Here is a 23,036-nt window from a genome sequence, read left to right as displayed (position 1 = left end):
GGGGCGATTCACCTTGAGCCTGAACGGCTCCTTCAAATGCCCGCCTGTAAAGCAAATTCCGCAGGCGGGATATTGCCCAGAGCCATGTGAGGCCGACTCTCATTGTAGTCAATCCGCCACGCCTCGATGGCCGTCTGGGCATGCTCAATCGAGTCTAACCAATGTGTATTTAGACATTCGTCGCGCAACGAGCCGTTAAATGACTCCACATAGGCGTTGTCCGTCGGCTTGCCCGGTCGACTGAAATCAAGCCGCACGCCATGGTGGTAGGCCCACAGATCCATCAATCGTCCAGTGAATTCAGCCCCGTTGTCGGTGAATACGCATGCAGGCTTGCCGCGCAGCAGCACCAACCGATTGAGGGTGTCGACGACATGCTCGGCACGCAGTCGATAATCAACCCGTATGGCCAGCGCTTCCCGGGTGAAGACGTCGACCACCGTTAAAGCCCGAATCCGCTTTTGATTGCTCAACTGATCTGACACGAAATCGAGCGCCCAGGCCTGGTTCACCCTGATCGGTCGATAGCGGGCTTGTCGCTGCACCGCCATCTTGCGTCGACGGGGTGTCTTCTTGCGCAGTGCCAAACCCTCCTCTCGATACAGCCGATAGACCAGGTCCTTGCCCGCACACCAGCCCTCACAATTGAGCAAGATGCGGATACGTCGGTAACCGTAGCGCACACGGGTTTGCGCGATGTCTCGCATGCGCTGACGCAAGGCATGGCGCGGATCGAGCACACTGCAATATTTCTGAACCGAGCGATGCTGTCGTGCCAAACGGCAGGCCCGCCGCTCACTGTAGCCGTGGTAGTCCATCACGTAGTGCACCACGTCTCGCTTCAGCGCGGGCCGGGGAATTTTTTTGCCAGAACGTCCTGCAATACGGCTTTATCTAGGCTAAGCTCAGCCACCAGTTTCTTCAGTTTTGCATTCTCGTCCTGCAGTTGCTTGAGCTCGCGCACCTGATCGGTCTGCAGGCCCGAATACAGCTTTTTCCATCGGTAAAACGTCTGCTCGGAGATGCCCACCTGGCGGATCAACTCCGCCACAGGCATCCCGAGCTCGGCTTGCTTCAAAATCTCTACGATCTGCTCCACCGCGTACCGTTTCGTCTTCATGACAAACCCCTTGCTGCAAAAGGTCAGTTTGCCAAAAAACTCGCATCGCGGCTGGTCCGGATTTAGCCGAGCAGATCAGTGGCACGACACGATCGAGGCATGGATGCTGAAGCAAGCTGGGATTAGGCTTCATCAGGCATCGACGGCGACCGAGGAAGCAGTGTCGTTTCAAGCAACGCCATCCACGTAAACCGCGGAGATATCACACTGGAGCGTCGGATTTCAGCCCATCTTGTCCGCCTTGGACGCGACGATCCTGGCAAACCAGTATCCCGTCGAGTACTTGCGGTCGCTGCGCTATTCGCCTACCAGTGGTGACTGAGCGCAGATATCACAAGCGCCGGCTGCCTGCCGGATCGAGTTTCGCTGAGTCGTGCCTATCTCCTTAAGTATTGACTTGCCACGCAAATCACGAGGTGCTTCAGACAGCGCACTGTACCGACTGGTAAGTACAATATGCCGCGAAGGCGGCCTGCGATCTGGCTGACTGAGACTAGAGCACGTCGGCACGCAGCAGGTCGGCCGCCCGCTCTGCCACCATGATGGTCGGAATGTTGGTATTGCTCGACGGCAATGCAGGCATGACCGACGCATCGACGACGCGAAGTCCTTCGATGCCGCGCACGCGCAGTTGAGCATCGACCACCGCAGCTTCATCGTCGCCCATACGGCAGGTGCCCACGGGGTGCCAGCAGGTGTGGCCCGTGGCCCTGATGAAGGTGAGCAACTGCTCTCGCGTGTTGGCCTCTGGACCGGGCCGGATCTCACGCTTGATCATCTTGCGCATAGGCGCCGTGTCCGCGAGTTCGCGTATCAGTTCAAGGCCACGGATCGCGGTATGCCGATCCTCCGGCTCGACCAGGTAGCCGGCAACGATTTCGGGCGCCATCGTGGGGTCCAGCGAGCGGGCGTGCGTGTGACCCCGCGACCGGGGGTAGAGCGGATAGGCACCAATATGAAAACCGGCATAGGGATCCAGCCCGTAGTCGCCGCGGGTGACCAGACGGCTTCTGCTGCTGGTCAGTCCGAGCTGGATCCTCAGGTCAGGCTGTGCTAGTTCCGCTTCGCTGCGGACGAAGGCGGTGGCGGTCAAAGAGGAGGTCGCAAAGATGCCATCGCGCCGGGTCACGTAACGCAACAGGGACTTCGCCAGCGACCATCGGTTCGTCATCATGTCGTTGACCGTTCCTGGCACGGCACTCTCATAGGTCAGGCGTGTCATCAGGTGGTCCTGCAGATTGCTGCCGACTCCCGGCAGATTGCGAATGACAGGGATGCCGAGCTTCTCGATGTGGGCCGCATCCCCGATACCCGACAACTCAAGCAGTTGCGGGGAGCGGATGGCGCCCGCACTGAGAATGACCTCACGAGACGCCCGCGCCTCATGAACCTGGCCACCAGTGCGATACCGAATACCGATAGCACGCCCATGCTCGATCAGCACCTGGTGTGCCACGGCGCCCGTCAAGATCTTGAGGTTGGGACGACCGCGAGCCTGCGCCAGGTAGGTGTGCGCAACGCTCTGCCGCAGCCCACGGTGCGCAGAGAGTTGCAGGTAGGCGGAGCCATCGGGCCCCCCTTCGTTGTAGTCTTTGGCGCGGCCGTAGCCACGTGCGGCGCAGGCATCCAAGAACGCGTCGGAGATCGGATCCGGTGCCACCTGGCTCACACCCACCGGACCGTTGTGGCCGCGTCGCGTTCCGCTGCTGAACTCGCAGTTCTCCAGCCGCTGGAAGTAGGCTTGTAGGTCATCGGCGCCCCAGCCGGTGCAGCCGCTCGCCTCCCACTCATCGTACTTGGTGGGAGCGCCGCGCACGAAGACCATTCCGTTCACGGCACTCGACCCCCCCAGGAGCCTACCGCTGACCCAAGGAGCGCCGGCACCATCGAGCCCGGGCTCGGGTCCTGTCGTTACGCTCCACAGCAGCTCGGGATTGGCCAGTACCTTCGCGACGCCGAGCGGAATACGCACCCACAGGCCGCCGCTGCCTCGCCCCGCCTCCAGAAGCAGGACGCTGACATGTGGATCCTCGGTCAAACGGCTGGCAAGAACGGCGCCGGCTGAGCCGCCGCCGACAATCACGTAATCGAACACGATGGAGTCTCTGCGAAGTGAAGGATGTCGCGGATCTGCTTGGCGATTGCGATATTTTCAGGGCTGTCCAGGTCGCGCGGGCGTGCATCCGCGATCTCGATGACACCGCTGACGCGGCCGGGTCGCGCCGACATGACGACGATCTTGTCCGCCAGCTTGATGGCTTCGTCGATACTGTGCGTGACGAACACCACGGCCTTGCGCTCGGCCTGCCATACGCGGGTGAGTTCGTCCTGCATGCGCTCGCGGGTGAAGGAGTCGAGTGCAGCAAAGGGCTCGTCCATTAGCAGCATCTTCGGCTGCACGGCCAGCGCGCGCGCAAGGGCGACGCGCTGCCTCATGCCACCGGAGAGCTGCCGCGGATACTTGTGTTCGAACCCGACCAGATCGATCAGCTTGATGTAGTGCGCGGAAATGCGGTCTCGCTCCTGCTTCTTGCAGCCCTTGCGCTTGAGTCCATACTCGATGTTCTGGGCTACCGTGAGCCACGGGAACAGGGCATAGTCCTGGAACATCATGGTGCGATCGGCACCCGGGCGCATGATCGGCTCGCCGAACGCATGCAACCGTCCCGCAGTCGGAAATTCGAAACCGGCCAGCATGTTGAGCAGGGTCGTCTTGCCGCAGCCGCTCGGACCCAGCAGACAGATGAATTCGCCCTTGCCGAAACGAAGCGTCACGTCCTGCAGAGCGGTGATGCACTGCGAACTCGCCCCGAACAGTTTCGAGACGGATTCGATGTCAATGAAATCTTGTGCGGCCATCAGATTTGCTCCCAACGCATGATCCACTTCTGCGCGATGCGCAGCGTGAAATCGAGGGAGAGGCCGATCAATCCAATGACGACCATCCCGACAATGATGAAATCCGGCCGGAAGAGCTGGCGTCCCTGCATGATCAGGAAGCCCAGCCCGGAGCTGGCCGCGACGATCTCGCCGGCCACCAACGCCATCCACGCGATGCCGGTGCCGACCCGAAAGCCCACGAAGATAGAGGGGAGCGCTCCGGGCATGAGCACCGTCAAGGCGATGCAAAGCGGGGAGGCGCCGAGCGTCTTGGCCGCGCGCACAAGTTGGGCATCCACCTGGCGCACGCCCTGCACGCTGTTGAGCAGGATCGGAAAGAATGCACCCAGAAAGATGATGAATTCGTTCTGCGCCTCGGACACTCCCAGCCAGACGATGCTCAAAGGAATCCACGCGAGCGGCGGTATCGGCCGGAAGAAGTCGATGATCGGCTCGAAGAACCAGGAGACCCGCTTGGACATGCCCATGAGCAGCCCAAGCGGAAGGCCAATCGCGGTAGCAAATCCAAGCGCAACGCAGACGCGCCGGAGGCTGTCCAGGATGTCGCGCTGCAGGCTGCCTTCGCGAATGAGCTGGAATGCCGCGCTCACCACCGCAGTAGGCGGCGGTAGCATGAGCGCCAGGCTGGCACTCAACCGGCTGGCGATCTCCCACATGATGAAAAGCACTGCAAGCGGCAGCATCTGCAACCCGCTATTCGCCAGCCAGGCTAGTGTGGCGCGTGAGTTGCTGCGCTGCATAGGTGGAGCGCTGACGACTCTTCCGGAATTGTTCATGAGATCTCGCATTGGTGAGTGTTCCATACCGTGCGATCGATTTTTGTGTCGATCCTGCTTCGGCACGATTTTGCTAGGAGGGGGTGTAGGTCTTGCCGGCGAAGCTCCATTTCCGGGCCAGATCGCCAGCCCCGGGGAATTCCTGGTGGCCCATGAACATCAGCCCGTAGGGCGGATAGGGTGGCTTGCCAACGACACCGGACCAGCCTGTCGGCAGGAAGGGCGGGGTCGCCGGAACGTTCCAGCCCAACTTTTCGAACGTCGTCGCCATATAGCGTGGGCGCAGGACCGAGGCCATGTCGGCGGCCGTGTACCGGCGCTTCAGGATGCCGGAGTCGTTCATGACTCCGGCCTGGAACACTTCCAGGTCTGTCCAGAAACCCTTTGTGTGCTCGAACGGGTAGTTGATCGTAGGCTTCGGGTTGAGAACGTGAATCTCGGCATCGCGGCGAATCAGCGCCGCATCCCTTCCGCGTTGGCTTGGATCGGCGATCAGCTCTTTCAACACCGCATCCCGCCTTAGCCTTGCGATCAGCCGCGCTTCGACCAGGGCGTCCGAATAGGCCTGAATCACGTCGGGCGCACCGGTCTCGAGTTCGCCGCGGACATAGGAATAGCCGTTGAAGATCTCGTAGCGGTCGATGGGCTCCAGCACGCGAGCGTTCTTGAGCTGGTCCGTCATCATCAGGACATTGGGCTCCCAGATTCCGACGACGTCAACACCCTTGGGCATCGTGATGATGTCACCTGGGCCGAGGTTCTTGACGATGAAGTCGTCGCCTTCCTTGAGCCCAAGGGTTTTGGCGGCGATGAGCAGGCCCAGGTGGTTCGTGCTACCAATCGTCACGCCGACGACCGCCGGCCGCTTCAGGACCTTCTGCCCCTTGAGCTCCGCGAGCGAGCCCTTCAGGGGGGAATCGAGCGGCACAAGGAAAGCCTGTCGCTGTGCCGGATAACACGCGACGGCGGCCGTCGGCACTTTCAGGTCGATGACGCGCAGCAGCCCGAGTGAGCCGGCCTGGGCGATCTGTAGATTGCCGGGCACGAAGGCCTCGTTCATCACGCCAGCCGTGAGGATCTGGGGGAACTCAGCTTCGATGCCGCGCTTTTTGAGAAGTCCGTAATTTCGAATGATGAAGATCAGGACGTTGCCGTCTGACCACAGCGGATTCCACGCCACCTTCAGCGGCCACCAGCCCTTGGACTTGAGCCATTCAATCGATTTCGGCGCCACGGTCGAGTAGGGCTGAGGCCATCCCCATTCGGTGGATTGAGGCGCCTGTGCCCGCACCACGTTCGGGAGGAGCAAAGATCCTGCGATCGCAGCGACACCTTGCAACACGCGGCGGCGTGACATCTCGCCTGTCGGATCCGAAACTTGCTTATCGCTCATTTGATGCTCCTGTTATCCGATCGTCGGTGGACCAATAAACTAGCTGAAGGCGTTGGCGGGCGTTCAGGCCGTGTACTTCTCGAGCGAACGCTGCGGTAAGCGCAACGCGTCCCTGCGATAGGGCTCGCTGAGAATCTTCGAGTCGACAATGATTTCCACCACGGCCGCACGCCCGAGGCTGAAAGCTTCCGCCATCGCAGGACCGATGTCCTCCGCCTTCGTGACGCGCGCGGCCCATGCGCCCATGTCTTTCGCGATGTCCGCGAAGTTCGGGTTCTCCAGGTTCGTGAAGTAGTAGCGCTCATTGAAGAAGTCGAACTGGTTGCGCTTCTCTGCACCATACTGCGAGTTGTTGAAGATCACGGTCACGAAGTTGAGTTTTTCGGTGACCGCAGTCATGACTTCCTGCAGACACATGCTCCAGGCGCCATCGCCGACAAGCGTCAGCACAGGCTCGTTGGGGCGGGCCAGGCTGACGCCCAGCGCTGTGGGCAATGCGACACCGATGCCGCCGAGGCTTCCGCCTCCGAAGAAGCTCCTGCTGCGATCGAAACTCGAGAAGTAGGAGTTGGCAGCACCGCTGATGTTGCCAACGTCCGCCACGATAGCTGCGCCCGCGGGCGTGGCCTTCGCAACTTCCCACAGTGCCCGCCGCGGGTGAATGGTGGCGTTGGTGCTGGTGGACATATCCTCGTGCTTGCGCACCCACGCCTGTTTCTCCGCCTGAACCTCCGCCAATACCTTCGCCGGGTCGGCAGTGATCGAATGTTGCTTGAGGCGCTCGGTCAGTTGCCGCGCGACGGCCCGGCAGTCGCCGATCAGGCCGACGGCCATGGGGCGCAGCGAACCCAGATCCAGGGGATTGATCGAGTTGTGTATCAACTGCGCCGATTTTGGATAGAAGTCGATGCCGTATTGCGGCGTGGTGCCGAAGGTGTTGAGACGCGTGCCCAGCGCCAGGACGACGTCAGCCTTCGCCATCAGTTTCATCGATGCTTCGGAGCCTTGGTAGCCGATGGGCCCCACGGCCAGGGGGTGACTTCCCGGGACGGCGTCGTTGTGCATGTACACGCATCCCATGGGCGCACCAAGCACCTCGGCGAGTTTTGCGATGTCTGCCCCTGCGTCCGAGTCGACTGCACCCAAGCCGGCGATGATGAAGGGGCGTTTGGCGCCGGCCAGCAGCGTCGCCGCCTTCGCGATCTCCTCGTCGGGCGCGCCGCCGTAGCGGCCATCGGTCCGGTAGGTCGCGGGCAGGCGTTCCTCTTCTTCCCATTGGCCGTACCAGGCGTCGCGCGGGATGTCGATTTGCACGGGGCCGCGCAAGGCGATGGCCGCCCGGAAAGCGCCACGAATGGCTTCGGCCATCCGTTCCGGCCGATTGACCTGGAGCTGCCATTTGACCAGCGGCGCCAGGAGTTTCATCTGGTCGACCTCCTGAAAGGCTTTGGTTCCGATGGCGCTGCTAAGCACCGCCGGCGTGATCACCACCAGCGGCGTGTGATTGAGCGCGGCACTGGCCACGCCGGTGACCAGATTCGTGATGCCCGGGCCGTTCTGCCCGATGCAGACACCCGGCTTGCCGGTGGCGCGGGCATAGCCCTCGGCCATAAGCGCAGCACTTTGCTCGTGGCGCACTTGGATGAAGCGGATTCCGGCTGCCACGAACAGATCCAGGGGATCCATGAACGCCGAGCCGACGATGCCGCAAATATAGTCGACGCCCTCCAACTGCAGGGCTTCGACGAACGCTTCGCTACCCGTGATTGATCGTGCCATTTGTTTTCCTTGAGTGAATGTGTGCCGTTGGGTGCTTGCCGACGATCGACAATCGCTGCCGCATCGAACACCGACGAGAAGAGATGTCAATAAGTGATTGCGAAAATTGCAATCGTATTTGTGTTTTACGCCATTATTATCTCTTTTTTATTCTGTAGAATAGGAGATAACCCGATTGAAACGCTTTCAAAGGGTAAGCACGAGGTCAAGGTCGTCTTGTGGAGATGCGAAATTGGACGCCATACGGTTTTCAGTACCGTTGGGGGGGGCTTGGTATTTCTCGCCGGATGGCTGTGGAGCGGTCGATGACGATCTTGCGTGGCGCCTCGGGATAGGCCGTCAGGACGTGTTTGAAGAACCGTTTCGCTGCGACCTTGAGCGTCGTTCAGGATATCGAGTCCGGGACGGTGCTGATGGGCTGCTTACTACAGTAGATTAGGCTTGCCGCGCAGCGTAACGAACGCTGCGGCGGCTAGAAGACCGATTGGATATCTGTCAACTACGATGTCCGATCGTCGGTAGGTAATTGACGCCGCCACTATTTCTGTTTGTTGTTGGCGTTGCGGCGCCGATAGCTTTTGACATTCAGTTTGTTCGAGAGTCAGCGGAACGGAACACTAGCCACCATCGGTGCCCAGCAACTGAGCCAATATGCGAAGGTTGGGGGCTGCGCGAGAATAGAGCGTGGCGACTTGCTTGACCTCCTCGCCGATCTCCTCAATCTTCTGGTCGGGGAAAAGTACGGCGCCTCCCGAGCAGAAAATGCAGCCGATTACCCTGTCGTCGACGCTGAGCGGCGCAGCCACGACACGAAAACCGCTCATGTAGTCTTCGACGGCGGAAACGAAACCCCTTTGCGCGCCCCGGGCCAGGTCGGCCGTGAGTGTCTCGTGGTCGACGATGGTTTGCGGGGTGAATTTCTCGAAGGGGCCGGGGCCCAGGATCTCGCGGCGCTGCGCCTCGGAGTGTGCCATCAGGAAGACCTTGCCGGAACCTGATGCGTGCAGCGGCGAGGACAGCACCGTCCGGTAGCTGGGGCTAAGCGGATCGCGTCCCGGTGCCAGTTCCAGCAGGACGCGCGAGCCAAAATAAAAAATCACCAGGCCGGTCGTGAGCTGCAGGCGGTCGCGCAACGGCACGACGAGGGAGGCGGCATCCCGCCTCACCAGTTCCCACGGATGGTAGATGGGAAACGGGAACAGCATCCGAGGATCCGGCAGGTAGCGCTTGCTCTCTTCATCGCGTATCAGGAAGCCGCACGCCGCCAAGTTCTGCACCAGTCGATGTGAGCTACTCGGATCCAGATCGCAGCGCTTGGCGATTTCCAGCGCCGTGAGCGGCCGGGTTGCCTCGAACACGACCTCCAGCACCTTGCGCGCCCGGGCGAGCGGCGCATCCGGGGTGGTGTCGTCAGGGGTGTGGGAAGCCTTCTCTACGTCAGTAATGGCGAGCTTCTGGCGTGGATTCCTGGGCGTTGAGGTGGGTTTGGATTTTGTCATCGCATTGGAGAAATATGTTGCTCCGAAGGCTATCACAATGCCATGCGGCGCGGGCAGTGACCCCACAAAAACGTAACTTCAATCATGTACTTAGCAATATTAATGTCAATTTTTGCAATTTAAATTGCAATGATGTATCCTGCTTTCTACCGTGCTGGAGAGGCAGCGGCTTTTGTCCAACTTAAGGAGTTCGTTTCCATGAGTGCTCGCGAAGAACCCACGTCCAGGCCGGAAACGGTCGATTCTGTGCCCATGGCCTTCAGCGGCTTCCTTCGCCGCGGCACCAAGGCCGAAGACGCAGAAATCACCCACGTGCTTCCCGGCACACCGCTGGGCGAATACCTCCGGAAATTTTGGCAGCCAGTGTGTCTGTCAGACCAATTGAAGGACATTCCGCATCCGATCCGGATCATGGGCGAAGATCTCGTGGCCTTCCGCGACCTGTCCGGTCAAATCGGCGTCATGCATCGGCATTGCGCGCATCGCGGCGCTTCCCTGGAATATGGCGTGATCCAGGAGCACGGCATCCGATGCTGCTATCACGGGTTTCACTACCGTGTCGACGGCACACTGCAGGAAGCGCCAACCGAGCCGGACAAGGGTGCCAGGCTGTGCAAGTCGGTCTGCCAGGGCGCCTACCCCGCCTTCGAACGCAACGGCCTCGTCTTCGCTTATATGGGGCCGCCGGATCAGCAACCGCCCTTCGAGGAATGGGATGCCTTCGTTCCGGACGGAGAAACAGAGCTAGTGCCGTACTCGAATGTCTTTCCGTGCAACTGGCTGCAGATCCTGGACAACATCGGGGACCAGATGCACACCAGCATCTTGCACCAGCCTGCGACGCTGTTTCCCGGCGATGCGCCGCCGGATCTGGACCTGGGCCCGCTGACGCTGCCTTCTTTTGGTGCCGTGCCGGTGATCGATTACTTTCCGGTGCGCAACTCGACCGCCATGGTGTTTGTGGCGGGGCGCAGAACCAGCGATGACCTGGTGTGGTGGCGCATGAACGAATGTGCGCTTCCGAACATGACGCACCACGCCTACCTGTTCGAGGACGGACGGGAGCGGCGTCTCTTCCACCGCGTGCACATGGTTCGCTGGTATGTGCCGGTGGACAACACCCACTCCATCATTTTCGGATGGCGGATGTTCGGCAAGAAGGCCGATCCCCTGGACAAGGGCCGGCGCGAGCGCCTGGGCTGGAACAACATGGATTTCCTGGATGGCCAGGTCGGTAACCGACCGGACGATATCGCTCGACGGGCGCCGGGCGACTATGAAGCCATCGTCGGGCAACGGCCCATCGCGATCCACGCACTCGAAAATCCTACGTCGGGTGATGTCGGCGTTTACATGTTCAGACGCATCGTACGCGATGCGGTCCGCGGCACCAACCTCGCTGCGGATCCGCAGCAGTTGCACGAGCCGCTGCGACAGGGCCGAGTGCTGCATACCGCCACCCAGAACACAGTGCTCAAGATTCCGCGGCAGGCTGATGATCAAAGCGACCAGAAGCTGATCCGCGAGATCGGCAGGGAGCTCAACCGGATCACTGCGGAGTCCGATGCGTTTAGCGGCGAGGAGCGCACGCACTATATTACCAGCCGCTATGAAGAGATCGAGCGACGCTGGGCCACTACCTGAACAAGCGGAGCGCCGATCCCATGGACAACCCTACTGCCAATCCAACCGAAGCCCTGCCGGTCCGGGTGCGCTCGATCACCTATCTCGGTGAAGGTGTCAACGCCTATGAAGTCGTGCCACTTGACGCGACTGAACTGCCGGGCTTCACGGCAGGTGCTCACATCGACCTGTACTTTCGCGACGGCAGGATACGTCAGTACTCCCTATGCGGCGATCCGGCGGAAACTCGCCACTACATCTTCGCCGTCCAAAAGGAAGAGAGCGGGCGCGGCGGCTCGAAGGCGATCCACGAGATCGTGCACGCTGGCCGCATCCTCGCGATCTCCGCGCCACGCAACAACTTCCCTTTGCGCGAAGGCGCAAAGCATCACGTATTGATCGCTGGCGGCATCGGCGTCACGCCCATCGTGGCGATGGTCCACCGGCTGGTGGCCATTGGAGCGTCCTTCGAGGTGCACTACGGCGCACGTACCCAGGACAAGCTGGCATTCTACGAAGACCTGATGGCACTCGAGCTCGGCGAGCGGCTGCACGTCTACGTCGATGGCGGTGATCCGAGCAAGGGTATGCAACTGCAGGCGATCGAGGCCCGCGCGCCGGCCGATGCCCATTTCTATTGTTGCGGGCCGGCCGGGCTCATGAATGGCGTAAAGGCCGCCACCTCCCATCGCTCTGCGGAGTTCGTTCACTTCGAGCATTTCGTTGCCGCCGGCCCAGCGCCCAAGGTGCCGAACGAACTCATGCGCGGCGAATGCGACACGATCGGTATCGGGTTCAAGGTACACCTGGCCAAGCTCGGAAAAACCTTCGATGTTCCGGACGACAAGTCGATCGTCGACGTGCTCCGCGAAAACGGTGTCCAGGTCAGCACCTCCTGCGAGTCCGGGCTGTGCGGCACCTGCCGGACCCGCTACCTCGAGGGGGAGCCGGACCATAACGACTACGTGCTGGATGCTGAAGAGCGCCGCCACGAGGTACTAATCTGCTGCTCACGCTCGAAAACCCCCACGCTGGTGCTCGACCTGTAGTCGGCCACACATAAGGAACACACATGGGCACGGTGAACGAGTATGCAAAAACGGCGAGCGCTGGCAATTTTGCGAAGCTGAACGTGCTGGTTGATCGTGCCCGGCATGTGGCGCAGTCGCCAGGCGCGATTGCGCTCGTCTATCCGGGCGATGCACTCGCGATGGGCGCGGCGCGTCAGATCGCGGATCTTGGCGTGGCCAGACCGGTGCTGGTGGGGCCGCTCGCCATCATCCAGCGGGCGGCTGCCGCCGCACAGGTAGATGCCCGCGACTTCGAGATCATCGACACGCCTGGAGAGCCCGTGGTCGCCGCGCGCCGCGCGATTGAACTGGCGCGCGAGAGTCAAGTGGTCGCGCTTATGAAAGGCTCGCTTCACACCGACGAGCTCATGTCGGCCGTGGTCGACAAACACACGGGGCTGCGCAGCAAGACGCGCATCAGTCACGTTTTCCTGTTTGATCTACCGCGCTATCCCAAGCTGCTCGGGCTGACGGATTGCGTGGTCAACATCGCCCCCTCACTGGCCACGAAGTGCGACATCCTCGGCAATGCGATCGGTCTGCTGAACACGCTGGGCGTCGCGCATCCCAAGGTCGGCATCCTCGCCGCCGTGGAAACGGTGAACCCTGCCATCCAGGCCACCGTCGATGCGCAGACGTTAGTCGCACAAGCGCGGCAGGGGGCGTGGCCCGGCGCGCAGGTCGAAGGCCCGTTCGGCTTCGACAACGCGATCTCGGCCGAGGCTGCGCACATCAAGAAGATCGAGTCCAGCGTCAGTGGCGATGCCGACCTGCTGCTCGTGCCCGAACTCAACGCCGGCAACATGCTCTACAAGAGCTTCACCTATATTGGTGGCGGCGAATGCGCCGGCGTGGTGCTCGGCGCACGCGTGCCTCTCGTGATGACCTCGCGCTCGGACTCGCCGTTGGCGCGCATCGCCTCCGTCGCGCTGGCCGTGCTCGCCACCGCGCACAAGGGCTGAGCTTGCACCCGATGCCCAAGTTCGACCCCGAGGGGGGATGCGGCTATTTTCTTGGACTGTTTTACGTCGTGAACCCGAGGCTTTCACGGTACTCGATGGGGCTGAGATAGCCAAGGTTGGCCTTGATCCGCTTTTCGTTGTACCAGCGAATGTAGGCGTTCAGTGCCTCTACGAATTGCGCGATGCTCGTCGAACGCCAGTCCCCTGGATAGAACATCTCGGTCTTCAGCCTTCCGAAGAATCCCTCACAGGCCGCATTGTCTGGTGAGCAGGCTTTACGCGACATGGATCGGATCAGATTAGCCTTTGCAGCTCGCGATAGCCAGCCAGGCCAACGATAGTGGCCACCTCGATCGGAATGCACGATCTGCTTCTCATCGTCCTCGGTCACGGTCTCGATAGCCGCATCTAACATGGTATTCACGAGCTCAGCGTCGGGGCTTGTGCCAATCGACCAACTGACTACCATGCCATCGAAGCAGTCGATCATGGGCGATAGATATACCTTCCCCGCCAGGATCTGGAACTCGGAGATATCCGTCAGCCACTTTTCGTTGGGGGCGGTAGCGTGGAAATCGCGATTGATGATGTTATCTGGGGCAGGGCTAATTTCCCCGACGTAAGAACGATATCGGCGCCGCTTGGGCCTGGCCGCGTAGAGGCCGCCTTGTTTCATGAGGCGACGCACGACTTTCTCCGATAGGAACACCCGTTGTCTGCTGAGCGCTGCCTGCACCCGACGATAGCCGTAGGATCGGTGATTGTCCCCGAAGATCGCCGCAACGGTACGACGAACTTCGGCATATTTGTCGGCAACTCGCATGGGGGACCGATGGTAGAAATAGGAGCTGCGCGCCAAGTCTAGCTGCGCAAGCAGCTCAGCCAAAACGCACTCCTCTCTCAGGGCGTCAACCAGCGTCGTCTTCTCCCGGTTGCTCGGGAGTTGCAGGTCGACGCCCAGGTTTTTTTTAGGAGTTCATTCGCCTTCTTCAACAGGTCCTGTTCAAGCTACAGATTGCGAATGTTGCGCTGGAGCGCCTCGACCTGCCGTTCCAGTTCGTCCCGATCTGTCTCTGCGGGCGAGCCCTTGTCGCGTTTCATGGATGCAGGAGCCTCTAGGCCGAGTAACTGGTTCTTCCACTTGTACAGCGTCACCCTGTCGACGTCCAGCTTTCGGGCCACCGCCTCTGCACTTCCTTCCCGTGTGCACAGTTCGTACACCGCAGCCTGCTTGGACGCCAATGAAGCAGTTGGTCGGCCGGCCTTACCAACCACGCATTTCCTGGTTTCCGGATAGCGCTCGCGAACCCACTTCGATAGCATTTGGCGACATGGATAGCCCAATGTCCTAAGGGTGAAGGCGAAGCAGCGTCCGTGGTTGGCGTAATGCTCGAGTGCTAAGTTCTTCTGTTCTTCTGAGTACTTCGGCTTTACGCGAACATACCCCCTCTGCAGATCGCCACGCTTCTCGAATTCGTTAAACCACGCCTTGAGAGAATTCTTCGTCGGGTAACCCAACTGGCGAATGGTCGCTTTGCTGCGTTTCCCAAGTTTCAGGTACAACTCGACCGCCCGAACGCGTTCTTGGTATGAATACATGGACTACCTCCAAAGTAGTCCAAGATTTTGTCCGCATTCCCCCCGGGTCAACATTTGGTGAAAATCAACACTCAGTTCACCGATCCGACGCTGGGGCCCATCTGGTCGCAGATGCTTTTCCTTGCTGGATTCTCAAAAGCGTTTGGATTGCTCTCGGGGGGCCTCGTTCGCCTACGGCGCGTCAAAAATCCGCCATTGGCTTGCGCGGAATCGGTGGTTTCTCCGAGTTCAGGAGGGCGTGCTCGGCGCGGCAATGCTTGCGATCGCGAGCTACCTAATTGCGGGCCCTAGCTCCCCACCTTCGGCATAGGCCATCGACGGAGATGAACTTCCGCGCATCAACGAAGAGCCATATCTGACAAAGTGGAACCCACTTCAAATGAACCGTGAAGTAGGCGTGTTCGTGAAGCAGGACCTTCAGTGCCCCCAAGCGAAGGTCCTGCTTGCAGCGATCCCCCGGCGCGTTAAGCCGCCATCCACCCGCCGTCAACCATCAGTTCGGCTCCGGTGATGAACGTGGCGTCGCTGGTGCACAGAAACAGGACTGCGTTTGCGACGTCCATGGGCTTTCCGAGGCGAGGCCACGGCGTGCGACGATATGCACGGTCAAGAACCCCCGGGTCGACTGCACGCCCCCCGGCACCAGTTTGAATTTTCCCGGGCGCTACAGCATTACAGACGATACCTTGGGCCGCGTAGTCGGTCGCGATCTGCTTGGTCAAGTAGGCGACGCCCGCCTTGCTCGTGCCGTATGCGATATCGCCCGGCGCCGAAATGATCCCATGCTGCGAGGAGAGATTGACGATGCGACCGCGCACTTCGTCGATTTCATCCTGCTGAATCATCTGCGCGACCGCAGCCTTACATGTGCGGAACACGCCACCGAGATTGACGTTGATAATGCGATTCCACTCACTCTCCTCCATCTCGAGCAAGGGGCGCGCATGTCGAACGCAAGCGTTGTTGACCAACACATCAAGTTTTCCGTAGCGGGCCACGACGTCCTGGACCAGCTGGTTGACGTCACCCTCTGAACTTACGTCCGTTCGTCGGTAGGTGACATCGTAGCCTGCATGACGGAGCATCTCGGCTGTAGGCTCACCGCCCTCAATTACCTCGGTCGTCACATCGGCGATGACAACGGAGGCGCCCGACTCTGCGAGGCGCGTCGCGATTGCTCGCCCAATTCCCGATGCTGCGCCCGTCACAATGCAAATTTTACCCGCCAGCTTCTTCTCGGGGGCGTTGCCCGCCAGATTGCTCATACTTCATCTCCAGTAGTTAAAGTTATTGCTTGATCCACGACATGTAGTCGTCAAAGGCCGCATTGATGTCAAATTTCGGGCGGAAGTCGGTGTCGTTGAGTAGTGCCATGATATTCATCGACGCTCGATCTTGGGGGCCGTAGAGATTGACGTTCGTGGGCGTGTCGTCGGAGTTCACGTGCCAGCGAAAGCCTGGGAACATGCCTTCGAGTCGGGTGCACCATGCCGACAGCGGAAATTCGAAGCCTGCAGCAACGTTGTATATGGTGCGCGGCAAGCCAGCACAAAACATAAGAGCTCGAATGCCCGCCGCCGCATCGCGCACGTACAGCCAGTCACGCAGGCTGTCACGACTGATCGTCGCTACGCCTCCCCGTTGCGCAATCTGAAGAATTTGTAGAGGTGCACTCAGCGTGTCCCTTGCCCCCGTGTCATGCTCCCAAGGTCCATAGCAAGTCCCCAATCGCCCAATCACGAGATCAACACCGTAGACCTGCATGAGGCGCGCCAGTCCTTGTTCGGCGGCGAGCTTGGACATGCCATAGAGCCCCTCAGGATCCGGGATGGTAGTGGCTTCGTCGAGACTTGTCGTTCCATATCCGCTGCGGCCATAGACAGCGCCGGAGCTGAGATGAACGATCCGACACACCTTATGACGGGCAGCTGTTTCGACGGCACTAAAGACACTTGCTGCGTTCACTTCGTACACCACATGCGGCTGGCTGCGTTCCCGTGCAGCGTCGGCAGTGATTGCCGCCAGGCTAACCATCGCATCAACGTCGCGTCCGACAAAGGCGTGGTCAAGCGCCGCTCGATCTCGTATATCACCTATAACGAAATCGAATTTTCCCGGCAGCGACGAGAAGGTCTTCAGCGCACGATCCGGCGGCGCCGATAGATCGAACCCTATGACATCATTCCCGCTCGAGAGCAAATCCTCCGCCAGTGCTAATCCGACGAATCCTGCACACCCTGTAATTAACGTAGTCATACCATTCAAGTCTCGTTTGGCCGATATAGCTTTGGTCAATGCGCCAGAAGCTGGACGAGTTCAGGCGGCAAGCCGGAATTGGCCTTATGCGGAGGTTTTGCAAAGCACCCCTCGACTGCATGGCCAGCGCGTAAGGCGACAAGCGTCTCCGCATGACGAACGGCGCTGCTCACGCCGTCGACGACGGGCACCGGTAGTTTTCCCTCAAGTGATCGTGCAAGCCCCGCCAAGGGAGCTCCGGCGACGACGATCACATCAGCACCGTCCTCTCGGACCGCCTGTAGACAAAGTGCCTCGAGCCGTTCAGCGTGATCTTCTTGAACGCTGCCGATGTCACGCAACGGTGACGAGAGCGAGCGGATACTGGCCAAACGCGAGAGCAGGCCGTTTGCGGCTACGCATTCTCGGTACCACGCAGAAATGCGATGCGAAATTGCGACGATCGAAAAGCGTTGACCGATCAAACAAGCGCTGGCCAGCGCAGCCTCGGTCATCCCCACGACGGGAACGTCGAAGAGCTCTTTGAGCCCAGCAAGCCCTGGGTCTCCGAATGCGGCCACCACCAGGGCGTCGAACTCACCTGCGTGTTCCGCAGCTACGCAGGCGGTGGCATAGCCGCCGATCAAGGCTTCGAAACGCGTTTCTATGTAGGCGACACCAAACTTTGCCGTTGCCATCGAAACGTGCGTTCCCAAAGCAGCGGTGCGCAACGCTTCTTGATGAATCAGCTGGGTCACTGATGTGCTGATATTGGGATTGATGATGAGAAGATTCATCGCTGTTCCTTAAATGTCTGGACGGCCGGCCTTGAGAAATTGGCCTCGTCCAGCGGCCGGGGACATGTAAGTACCGTTGTCCACGATCATCTGTCCCCGTGAAAAGACGGTCCTTGGCCAGCCAGTGACTTCAATGCCCTCGTACGGTGTGTAATCGACGGCGTGATGCAAATTCTTGTTCTGGATGGTCACTTTGAGCGACGTATCCCAGAGCGTGATGTCAGCGTCGGCCCCGATGGCGATGGTGCCCTTTCGAGGGTAGAGGCCGTAGATCTTGGCCGGTCGATAAGACGTCAGTTCGACGAACTGATGTACCGAGAGCTTGCCTCGGGCAACACCGTCGAATAGGAGAGGCAAGCGCGTCTCGATACCGGGAATGCCATTCGGAATGTGAGGGAACGGCTGGTACACGCCCCCGGGCATCTTTCCTTCAGGGTCGTCATAGTTAAACGGCGCGTGGTCTGAAGAGAAGACGCTGAAAACTCGGTTTTGCAGCGCTTGCCATACAGCGGCTTGATTCTCGGGATCTCTGGGGGGCGGACTGCAAATACACTTTGCGCCCTCGTAACTATTGTCGCCAGGCAATCCGAGGTCCTCGACCGTCAGGTAGAGATATTGCGGGCAGGTCTCTGCCAAGATATGCAATCCGCGCGCTTGTGCCCACCGAATCTGCTCAATGGCCTCTTTGCCCGAGACATGGACAATCAGAATGGGAACCTCGACGAGCTCAGCAAACGATATCGCGCGATGCGTCGCCTCTCGCTCGACGACTGGCGGACGAGCCAAGCCATGGAAGCGCGGTGATATGCGCGACTCGCCAACGAGCTTTTGCGTGAGCCATGAGATGCAGTCGGAATTCTCCGCGTGTACCATCACGAGGGCATCATGGCGACGTGCGACGTCGAGAACCTCAAGCATTTGTCGATCGGACAGTTTCAGGTCGTCGTAAGTCATATAGACCTTGAACGACGTGTACCCACCACGGATGAGTGCCGGCAACTCATCTCGCAACACGGCTTCAGTCGGGTCAGAAACGATCAGATGAAATGCGAAATCGATCACTGACTTCCCCGCCGCTCGCCGGTGATAGTCATCCACTGCCGCAACCAACGACGCGCCTTTTTGTTGAGCGGCGAACGGAATGATTGTGGTCGTGCCGCCGCACACAGCAGCACGCGATCCCGTAAAAAAATCGTCTGCCATTCGAGTGCCATCGCCCGTCGGTTGGTCCAGGTGGCAATGTGCGTCGACACCGCCCGGCATTGCCAACAAGCCAGTGGCGTCAACTTCGATTGCCGCAGGCGGCAAATTATGGCCCAGCGCTACGACTCTCCCTTCGCTTACCCCGATGTCGCAGAAAAACCGGTCCGACGCCGTTGCCACGTCGGCGTTGCGGATGACGAGATCAAGCTGAGTGATTTTCGACATAGCTTTTGCCTTGATGGTCGATGTTATCCAGGTTCATTCCACGGTCTGGAAGAGGCTTCCCCAGCCCTTGAGTGCGCGCGTATCGACGTTGGCCAGACGCAGTGACTTCCAAACAACGGTGGAGATGGTGTCGTAGAAAGGAATGCCCGTGTCTGCCTCCAGCTCGCGCGCCAAGTGGGCTGCACGAAGATTGGTGCAGAAAGTCGAGATCGCCTGCACGTTTTCTCGGGCCAACTGCCACACCATCTCGCGAATCGTGTCCTCCGTCACCTCTGCGAAGCTGTAGTTCACATGTAGGTTAAGGTGGCGCTCGGCCGAGCAGTCGAAGCCATGTCGCTGATAGTTGCTGACGATGCTGCTCTGAACGTCGGTGGTGTAGGGGCTTGCGAGTCCAAACCGGCGCACTTCAGTCTTCTCAAGAATCTCGTTCAACGCCAATACGGAGGTCGTGGCGGGAATCCCGGTCGCCTCAGTAATTTGATCGCACAGCGCACGATCTTTCTCGAAACCCAGCCATCCCGATGAGGTTCCATTCCACGCGATGACGTGAACCCGCGCATCCGCCAGGAGCTTCGCCGCCGCGAGAATCCTTTCGAGGTCGAACTGCCCCAGCGCTTGCTCCCGTAGCGAGATCTCCGTCACGGTGAATCGGGAGAAATGGACGCTGACATTGGGGAGCGTAGCGATCATTGCACTCGTGATCGGCTCCAGCACGGTGTTGGAGGACGGTGTCAGCATGCCGAGGCGAATCTGCTTAATCATGGAGTTGTCTCAGGAGTTGTGAGGGCACCATCGTTGGTGTGGTGCCTCTTCGGATTTATGGGTTAAACCGGAATCTTCTTCTCGTAGTTGATGGACAGTGCGGACAGCAGCAGGCCTACGCCGCCAGCGGCGAACAGCATCAGTGCTAAGAAGTAGGAGCCGGTGAACTGCACGATCAGGCCGACGATGACAGGAACCGCGATGCCACTAATGTTGCCGCCGAGATTCATGAGGCCGCCGAGGAAGCCCACCTTGTTGCGCGTGCCGATCATGGACGGGATACACCAGAACAGGCCGCACCAGCGCAGGAAGAACAGCGTGGACGAGAGCAGCACGACAATTGCGATCGAGTTCGACACGTACGCGACAGAGAAGATGGAGATCGTGGTCAGCGCGGCCGCGACTCCGAAAATTGTGCGCATGACCACATTAGGACGGCCTCCGGCATCCTTCCACTTGTCCGTAATCCAGCCGCCAATCTGTTCACCCACGAAGCCGCTGAAGAAGATGATGAAGCTTGCGCCACCCATCGACTTGAGATCGAACCCGTGCACCTTGTTCAGATAGCTAGGCATCCAGGTGAGCAATCCGTAGTACACGACGTTGAAGCACATCTGGCCGGAGGTCATGCACCAAACGGACCGATATTTGAAGAAGTCGAGGGTTCGTCCTGAGATGTTTGCAGGCTCCGCGCCGCTTTCGGCGGCTTGCGCCTCCTCAATGAACCGAACCTCGAGCTCATTGATAGCGGGATGCTCGCGCGGAGTGTTGCGGATATAGCGCCAAGCCACAGCCCCTGCCAGCACGGTGCCAACGCCGGCCACCACGAAAGCAAGGCGCCACGATCCCAAGGTCGCGATCAGCCACGTGATGATTACTGCGCCCAGAGCCGCACCTAACGGGGAGCCCCCATCGAGCAAAGCGGCGCCGCGCCCACGCTCGTTTTTGGTCATCCAGATGGCATTGAGCTTTCCGCCAGCGGGATAGATCGGCGCCTCGGCTGCGCCGAGGCCAAGACGCGTAAGAAGCAACGCCGTGGAGTTGGTGCACAGTGCAGCCATCGCTTGAAATGCGCCCCACAGTACTGTGGCAGTCGCAATCACGATACGAGGCTTGTATTTGTCTGCCAGCATTCCGCCAGGAATCTGCATGAACGCGTAAGTCCAGAAGAACGAACTCAGAATCAGTCCTTCCATGGCTGGCGTGAGATCAAATTCTTTGGAGATCAACGGCATCGCCACTGAAAGCGAGGCACGGTCAACGTAGTTGATCGTGATCAGGAGCAACATCATCAGGAAAATCTTCCAGCGCACAGAACTACGCGTGCCAGTCACAGCTGCAGATGCGGGTGTTGAGGGTGGCATAAGGTCTCCTTGCCGATAGCCTGCAATGGGTCTTTGAGTGGTCCTGTTGCGCAACGAGAGGAAGTATAGAATGTGTAATCTGTAATCACAATGCGTGTAAATAATTGATTTATAATAATTTGGGTAAACACCTATCTCCGATGTGATATGCTGAAAGCATAAAAAAGCGCCAAATTTCCAATGACTAACTCACTCCCCAGTTCGGTTCGCCTGCGCACATTGGGCATGTCTGCCGAGATCGCCGCGAAGCTGCGCATCATGATCCAAGAGGGTGAGTTGGCGCCAGGTGCTCGCGTAGAAGAGAAGGCGCTCTGTGAGGCATTTGATGTCTCCAAAACCCCGCTTCGTGAGGCACTCAAGGTTTTGGTGTCAGAGGGGCTGGTGCTTCACCGGCAATACATTGGCTATCGAGTCGCTCCGTTGGAATTGGATGACTTGAAGGCCACCTTTGAAACCCTCCATGGTTTGGAGGCGTATGCGGGCGAACTAGCGTCACTCAGAATCACGGAGCCTGTGCTGTCCAAGATCGAACGGCGGCACAATGCGATGATCGCAGCCCACACTGGCGGCCGACGAACCGAGTATTTCCGTATCAACCAAGAAATTCATCAACTGATTGTGGATATTGCAGGCAACGCAGTCTTGTCCGCTATGTACGCCACGCTGATGGGGAAAGTGCATCGCGCTCGCGGTGTCGCCAACGCCGATATGCCAAGGTGGCAGGAGTCTCACCAAGAGCATGATGAGATCATGGACGCGCTACGGGCTCCAGTTGGCAGGAAGCTTTCGCAACTGCTTCGCAAGCACTCAGAAAATACTGAACACGAAGTCATGCGAGTTCTGGAGCAAAGCCTCGGGCAACCTTCTGGGCGTTCGCAAGCGTGAGTTCCGCCAGTTGGCTTTCCTTCGATGGACACAATTTCTTCGTCGCCATCCTCTAGCGACTGATCTGCTTGGGTTTTCTGTGCCAAATCCAGAGCGAGTTTTTCGGCGTATCGGGTCAAGTCGGCCCGGGTAAAAACACCAATTGGCGGGCGAATTCGGCCGGCGCCAGCTCTTTGAGAGCTGAGTGAGGCCGACTCTCGTTGTAGTCCCCGCGCCATGCCTCGATAGTCGCTTTCGCTTCGTCCAGCGTTTCGAACCAATGCAAGTTCAAACACTCATCACGGAATGATCCGTTAAACGTCTCAATGTGGCAATTGTCCGTGGGCTTTCCTGGGCGACTGAAATCGATTTTCGACTTGTGGTGATATGCCCACATGTCGAGCAATCGCCCGGAAAATTCACTGCCGTTGTCTACGAAAATATGCCGAGGAGCGCCGGGTCTGACCGCGATACGATTGAGCGCCGATACCACATGCTCCCCCCTCAACCGTTGACCAACTTCGATGGCCAGGGCTTCTTTCGTGAATACATCGACAACTGTCAGCATGCGAAACTTCGAGCCATCTGCGAGTTGATCGGCGACGAAATCCATACTCCAGGCATCATTCGGTTTGCTCGGCACGATTTTCTGCACGCGCGTGACGACCATCTTGCGGCGCTTGGGCAGTTTCGATCGTAATTGCAATTGCTCTTCGCAATACAGCCGGTATGCTTGATCCCTGCCCAGCTGCCAGCCTTCACGCCGTAGCAGTACATGCACGCGCCGATAGCCATAGCGCACCCGCGTATAGGCAATTTCGCGCATGCGGGCACGAAGCTCGGCCCGAGGATCTTTCACGCTTT

Annotated in this window: 18 protein-coding genes and 1 pseudogene; 4 read left to right on the top strand and 15 right to left on the bottom strand. The window is 59.4% G+C overall.

What is annotated here, in order from left to right; translation table 11 throughout:
* Positions 1–32 precede the first annotated feature (32 nt).
* The 7 genes from W930_RS0109065 to W930_RS0109030 form a co-directional block, all read right to left on the bottom strand.
* A protein-coding gene (locus W930_RS0109065; protein ID WP_144347246.1) for an IS3 family transposase occupies positions 33–1,120 on the bottom strand; the annotation gives its coding sequence in 2 pieces (ribosomal slippage) (positions 33–868 and positions 868–1,120; 1,089 coding nt in all).
* A gap of 493 nt (positions 1,121–1,613) precedes the next feature.
* Entirely contained in the window at positions 1,614–3,215 is a 1,602-nt protein-coding gene (locus W930_RS0109055; RefSeq protein WP_023594739.1) for a GMC family oxidoreductase, read from the bottom strand.
* Positions 3,200–3,979: an ABC transporter ATP-binding protein gene (locus W930_RS26740; RefSeq protein WP_023594740.1), complete on the bottom strand. Its 780-nt coding sequence runs from the start codon at positions 3,977–3,979 to the stop codon at positions 3,200–3,202. Before W930_RS26740 ends, W930_RS0109055 begins: the two co-directional genes overlap by 16 nt.
* Positions 3,979–4,797 (bottom strand): ABC transporter permease, encoded by an 819-nt coding sequence (locus W930_RS26735; protein ID WP_158443185.1) that lies wholly within the window; start codon positions 4,795–4,797, stop codon positions 3,979–3,981. Before W930_RS26735 ends, W930_RS26740 begins: the two co-directional genes overlap by 1 nt.
* 73 nt (positions 4,798–4,870) lie before the next feature.
* Entirely contained in the window at positions 4,871–6,190 is a 1,320-nt protein-coding gene (locus W930_RS0109040; protein ID WP_023594742.1) for an ABC transporter substrate-binding protein, read from the bottom strand.
* Between the two features lie 63 nt (positions 6,191–6,253).
* Entirely contained in the window at positions 6,254–7,969 is a 1,716-nt protein-coding gene (locus W930_RS0109035) for a sulfoacetaldehyde acetyltransferase (RefSeq protein ID WP_023594743.1), read from the bottom strand.
* Between the two features lie 617 nt (positions 7,970–8,586).
* Positions 8,587–9,468: an IclR family transcriptional regulator gene (locus W930_RS0109030; protein WP_031627117.1), complete on the bottom strand. Its 882-nt coding sequence runs from the start codon at positions 9,466–9,468 to the stop codon at positions 8,587–8,589.
* Positions 9,469–9,666: 198 nt separating this feature from the next.
* Between W930_RS0109030 and W930_RS0109025 the strand changes: the two genes are divergently transcribed.
* The 3 genes from W930_RS0109025 to W930_RS0109015 are packed head-to-tail and all read left to right on the top strand — an operon-like array spanning position 9,667 to position 13,123.
* Entirely contained in the window at positions 9,667–11,112 is a 1,446-nt protein-coding gene (locus W930_RS0109025; RefSeq protein ID WP_028730929.1) for a Rieske 2Fe-2S domain-containing protein, read from the top strand.
* 20 nt (positions 11,113–11,132) lie between these two features.
* Positions 11,133–12,140 (top strand): PDR/VanB family oxidoreductase, encoded by a 1,008-nt coding sequence (locus W930_RS0109020; RefSeq protein WP_023594746.1) that lies wholly within the window; start codon positions 11,133–11,135, stop codon positions 12,138–12,140.
* 23 nt (positions 12,141–12,163) lie between these two features.
* Positions 12,164–13,123, top strand: a complete 960-nt coding sequence (locus W930_RS0109015) for a bifunctional enoyl-CoA hydratase/phosphate acetyltransferase (RefSeq protein ID WP_023594747.1) — start codon at positions 12,164–12,166, stop codon at positions 13,121–13,123.
* 61 nt (positions 13,124–13,184) lie between these two features.
* On the opposite strand, the pseudogene W930_RS26730 reads toward W930_RS0109015, so the two are convergent.
* The 7 genes and pseudogenes from W930_RS26730 to W930_RS0108975 all read right to left on the bottom strand — a co-directional run bounded on the left by W930_RS26730 (position 13,185) and on the right by W930_RS0108975 (position 21,308).
* A pseudogene (locus tag W930_RS26730) lies at positions 13,185–14,722 on the bottom strand (IS3 family transposase).
* A 464-nt stretch (positions 14,723–15,186) separates the two neighbouring features.
* Positions 15,187–15,987 (bottom strand): SDR family NAD(P)-dependent oxidoreductase, encoded by an 801-nt coding sequence (locus W930_RS0109005; protein WP_023594748.1) that lies wholly within the window; start codon positions 15,985–15,987, stop codon positions 15,187–15,189.
* 22 nt (positions 15,988–16,009) lie between these two features.
* Positions 16,010–16,978, bottom strand: coding sequence for an NAD(P)-dependent oxidoreductase (locus W930_RS26725; RefSeq protein ID WP_023594749.1), 969 nt, complete (start codon positions 16,976–16,978; stop codon positions 16,010–16,012).
* A gap of 35 nt (positions 16,979–17,013) precedes the next feature.
* The gene (locus tag W930_RS0108990; protein WP_023594750.1) at positions 17,014–17,754 is read right to left on the bottom strand and encodes an aspartate/glutamate racemase family protein; all 741 of its coding nucleotides are present in this window, start codon (positions 17,752–17,754) and stop codon (positions 17,014–17,016) included.
* Positions 17,755–17,763: 9 nt separating this feature from the next.
* Positions 17,764–19,182 carry a dihydropyrimidinase gene (gene hydA, locus W930_RS0108985; protein WP_023594751.1) on the bottom strand — a complete coding sequence of 473 codons (1,419 nt, stop codon included), beginning with the start codon at positions 19,180–19,182 and terminating at the stop codon, positions 17,764–17,766.
* A gap of 33 nt (positions 19,183–19,215) precedes the next feature.
* Positions 19,216–19,944, bottom strand: coding sequence for an aspartate/glutamate racemase family protein (locus W930_RS0108980; RefSeq protein ID WP_023594752.1), 729 nt, complete (start codon positions 19,942–19,944; stop codon positions 19,216–19,218).
* A 62-nt stretch (positions 19,945–20,006) separates the two neighbouring features.
* Positions 20,007–21,308 (bottom strand): MFS transporter, encoded by a 1,302-nt coding sequence (locus tag W930_RS0108975; protein ID WP_025250420.1) that lies wholly within the window; start codon positions 21,306–21,308, stop codon positions 20,007–20,009.
* A gap of 225 nt (positions 21,309–21,533) precedes the next feature.
* Between W930_RS0108975 and W930_RS0108970 the strand changes: the two genes are divergently transcribed.
* Complete coding sequence (locus W930_RS0108970; RefSeq protein ID WP_025250421.1) at positions 21,534–22,193, top strand: GntR family transcriptional regulator; 660 nt, start codon at positions 21,534–21,536, stop codon at positions 22,191–22,193.
* 115 nt (positions 22,194–22,308) lie between these two features.
* Here the strand turns inward: W930_RS0108970 and W930_RS26720 are convergent.
* Positions 22,309–23,036: IS3 family transposase (locus W930_RS26720; RefSeq protein WP_036655781.1), on the bottom strand; the 728-nt coding region annotated here is incomplete at its 5' end.

This window comes from Pandoraea sp. E26 (assembly GCF_000681415.1).
GTDB lineage: Bacteria > Pseudomonadota > Gammaproteobacteria > Burkholderiales > Burkholderiaceae > Pandoraea > Pandoraea pnomenusa.
The sequence above is the reverse complement of the archived record's forward strand: the minus strand, read 5'-3'. Positions and strand labels throughout refer to the sequence as shown.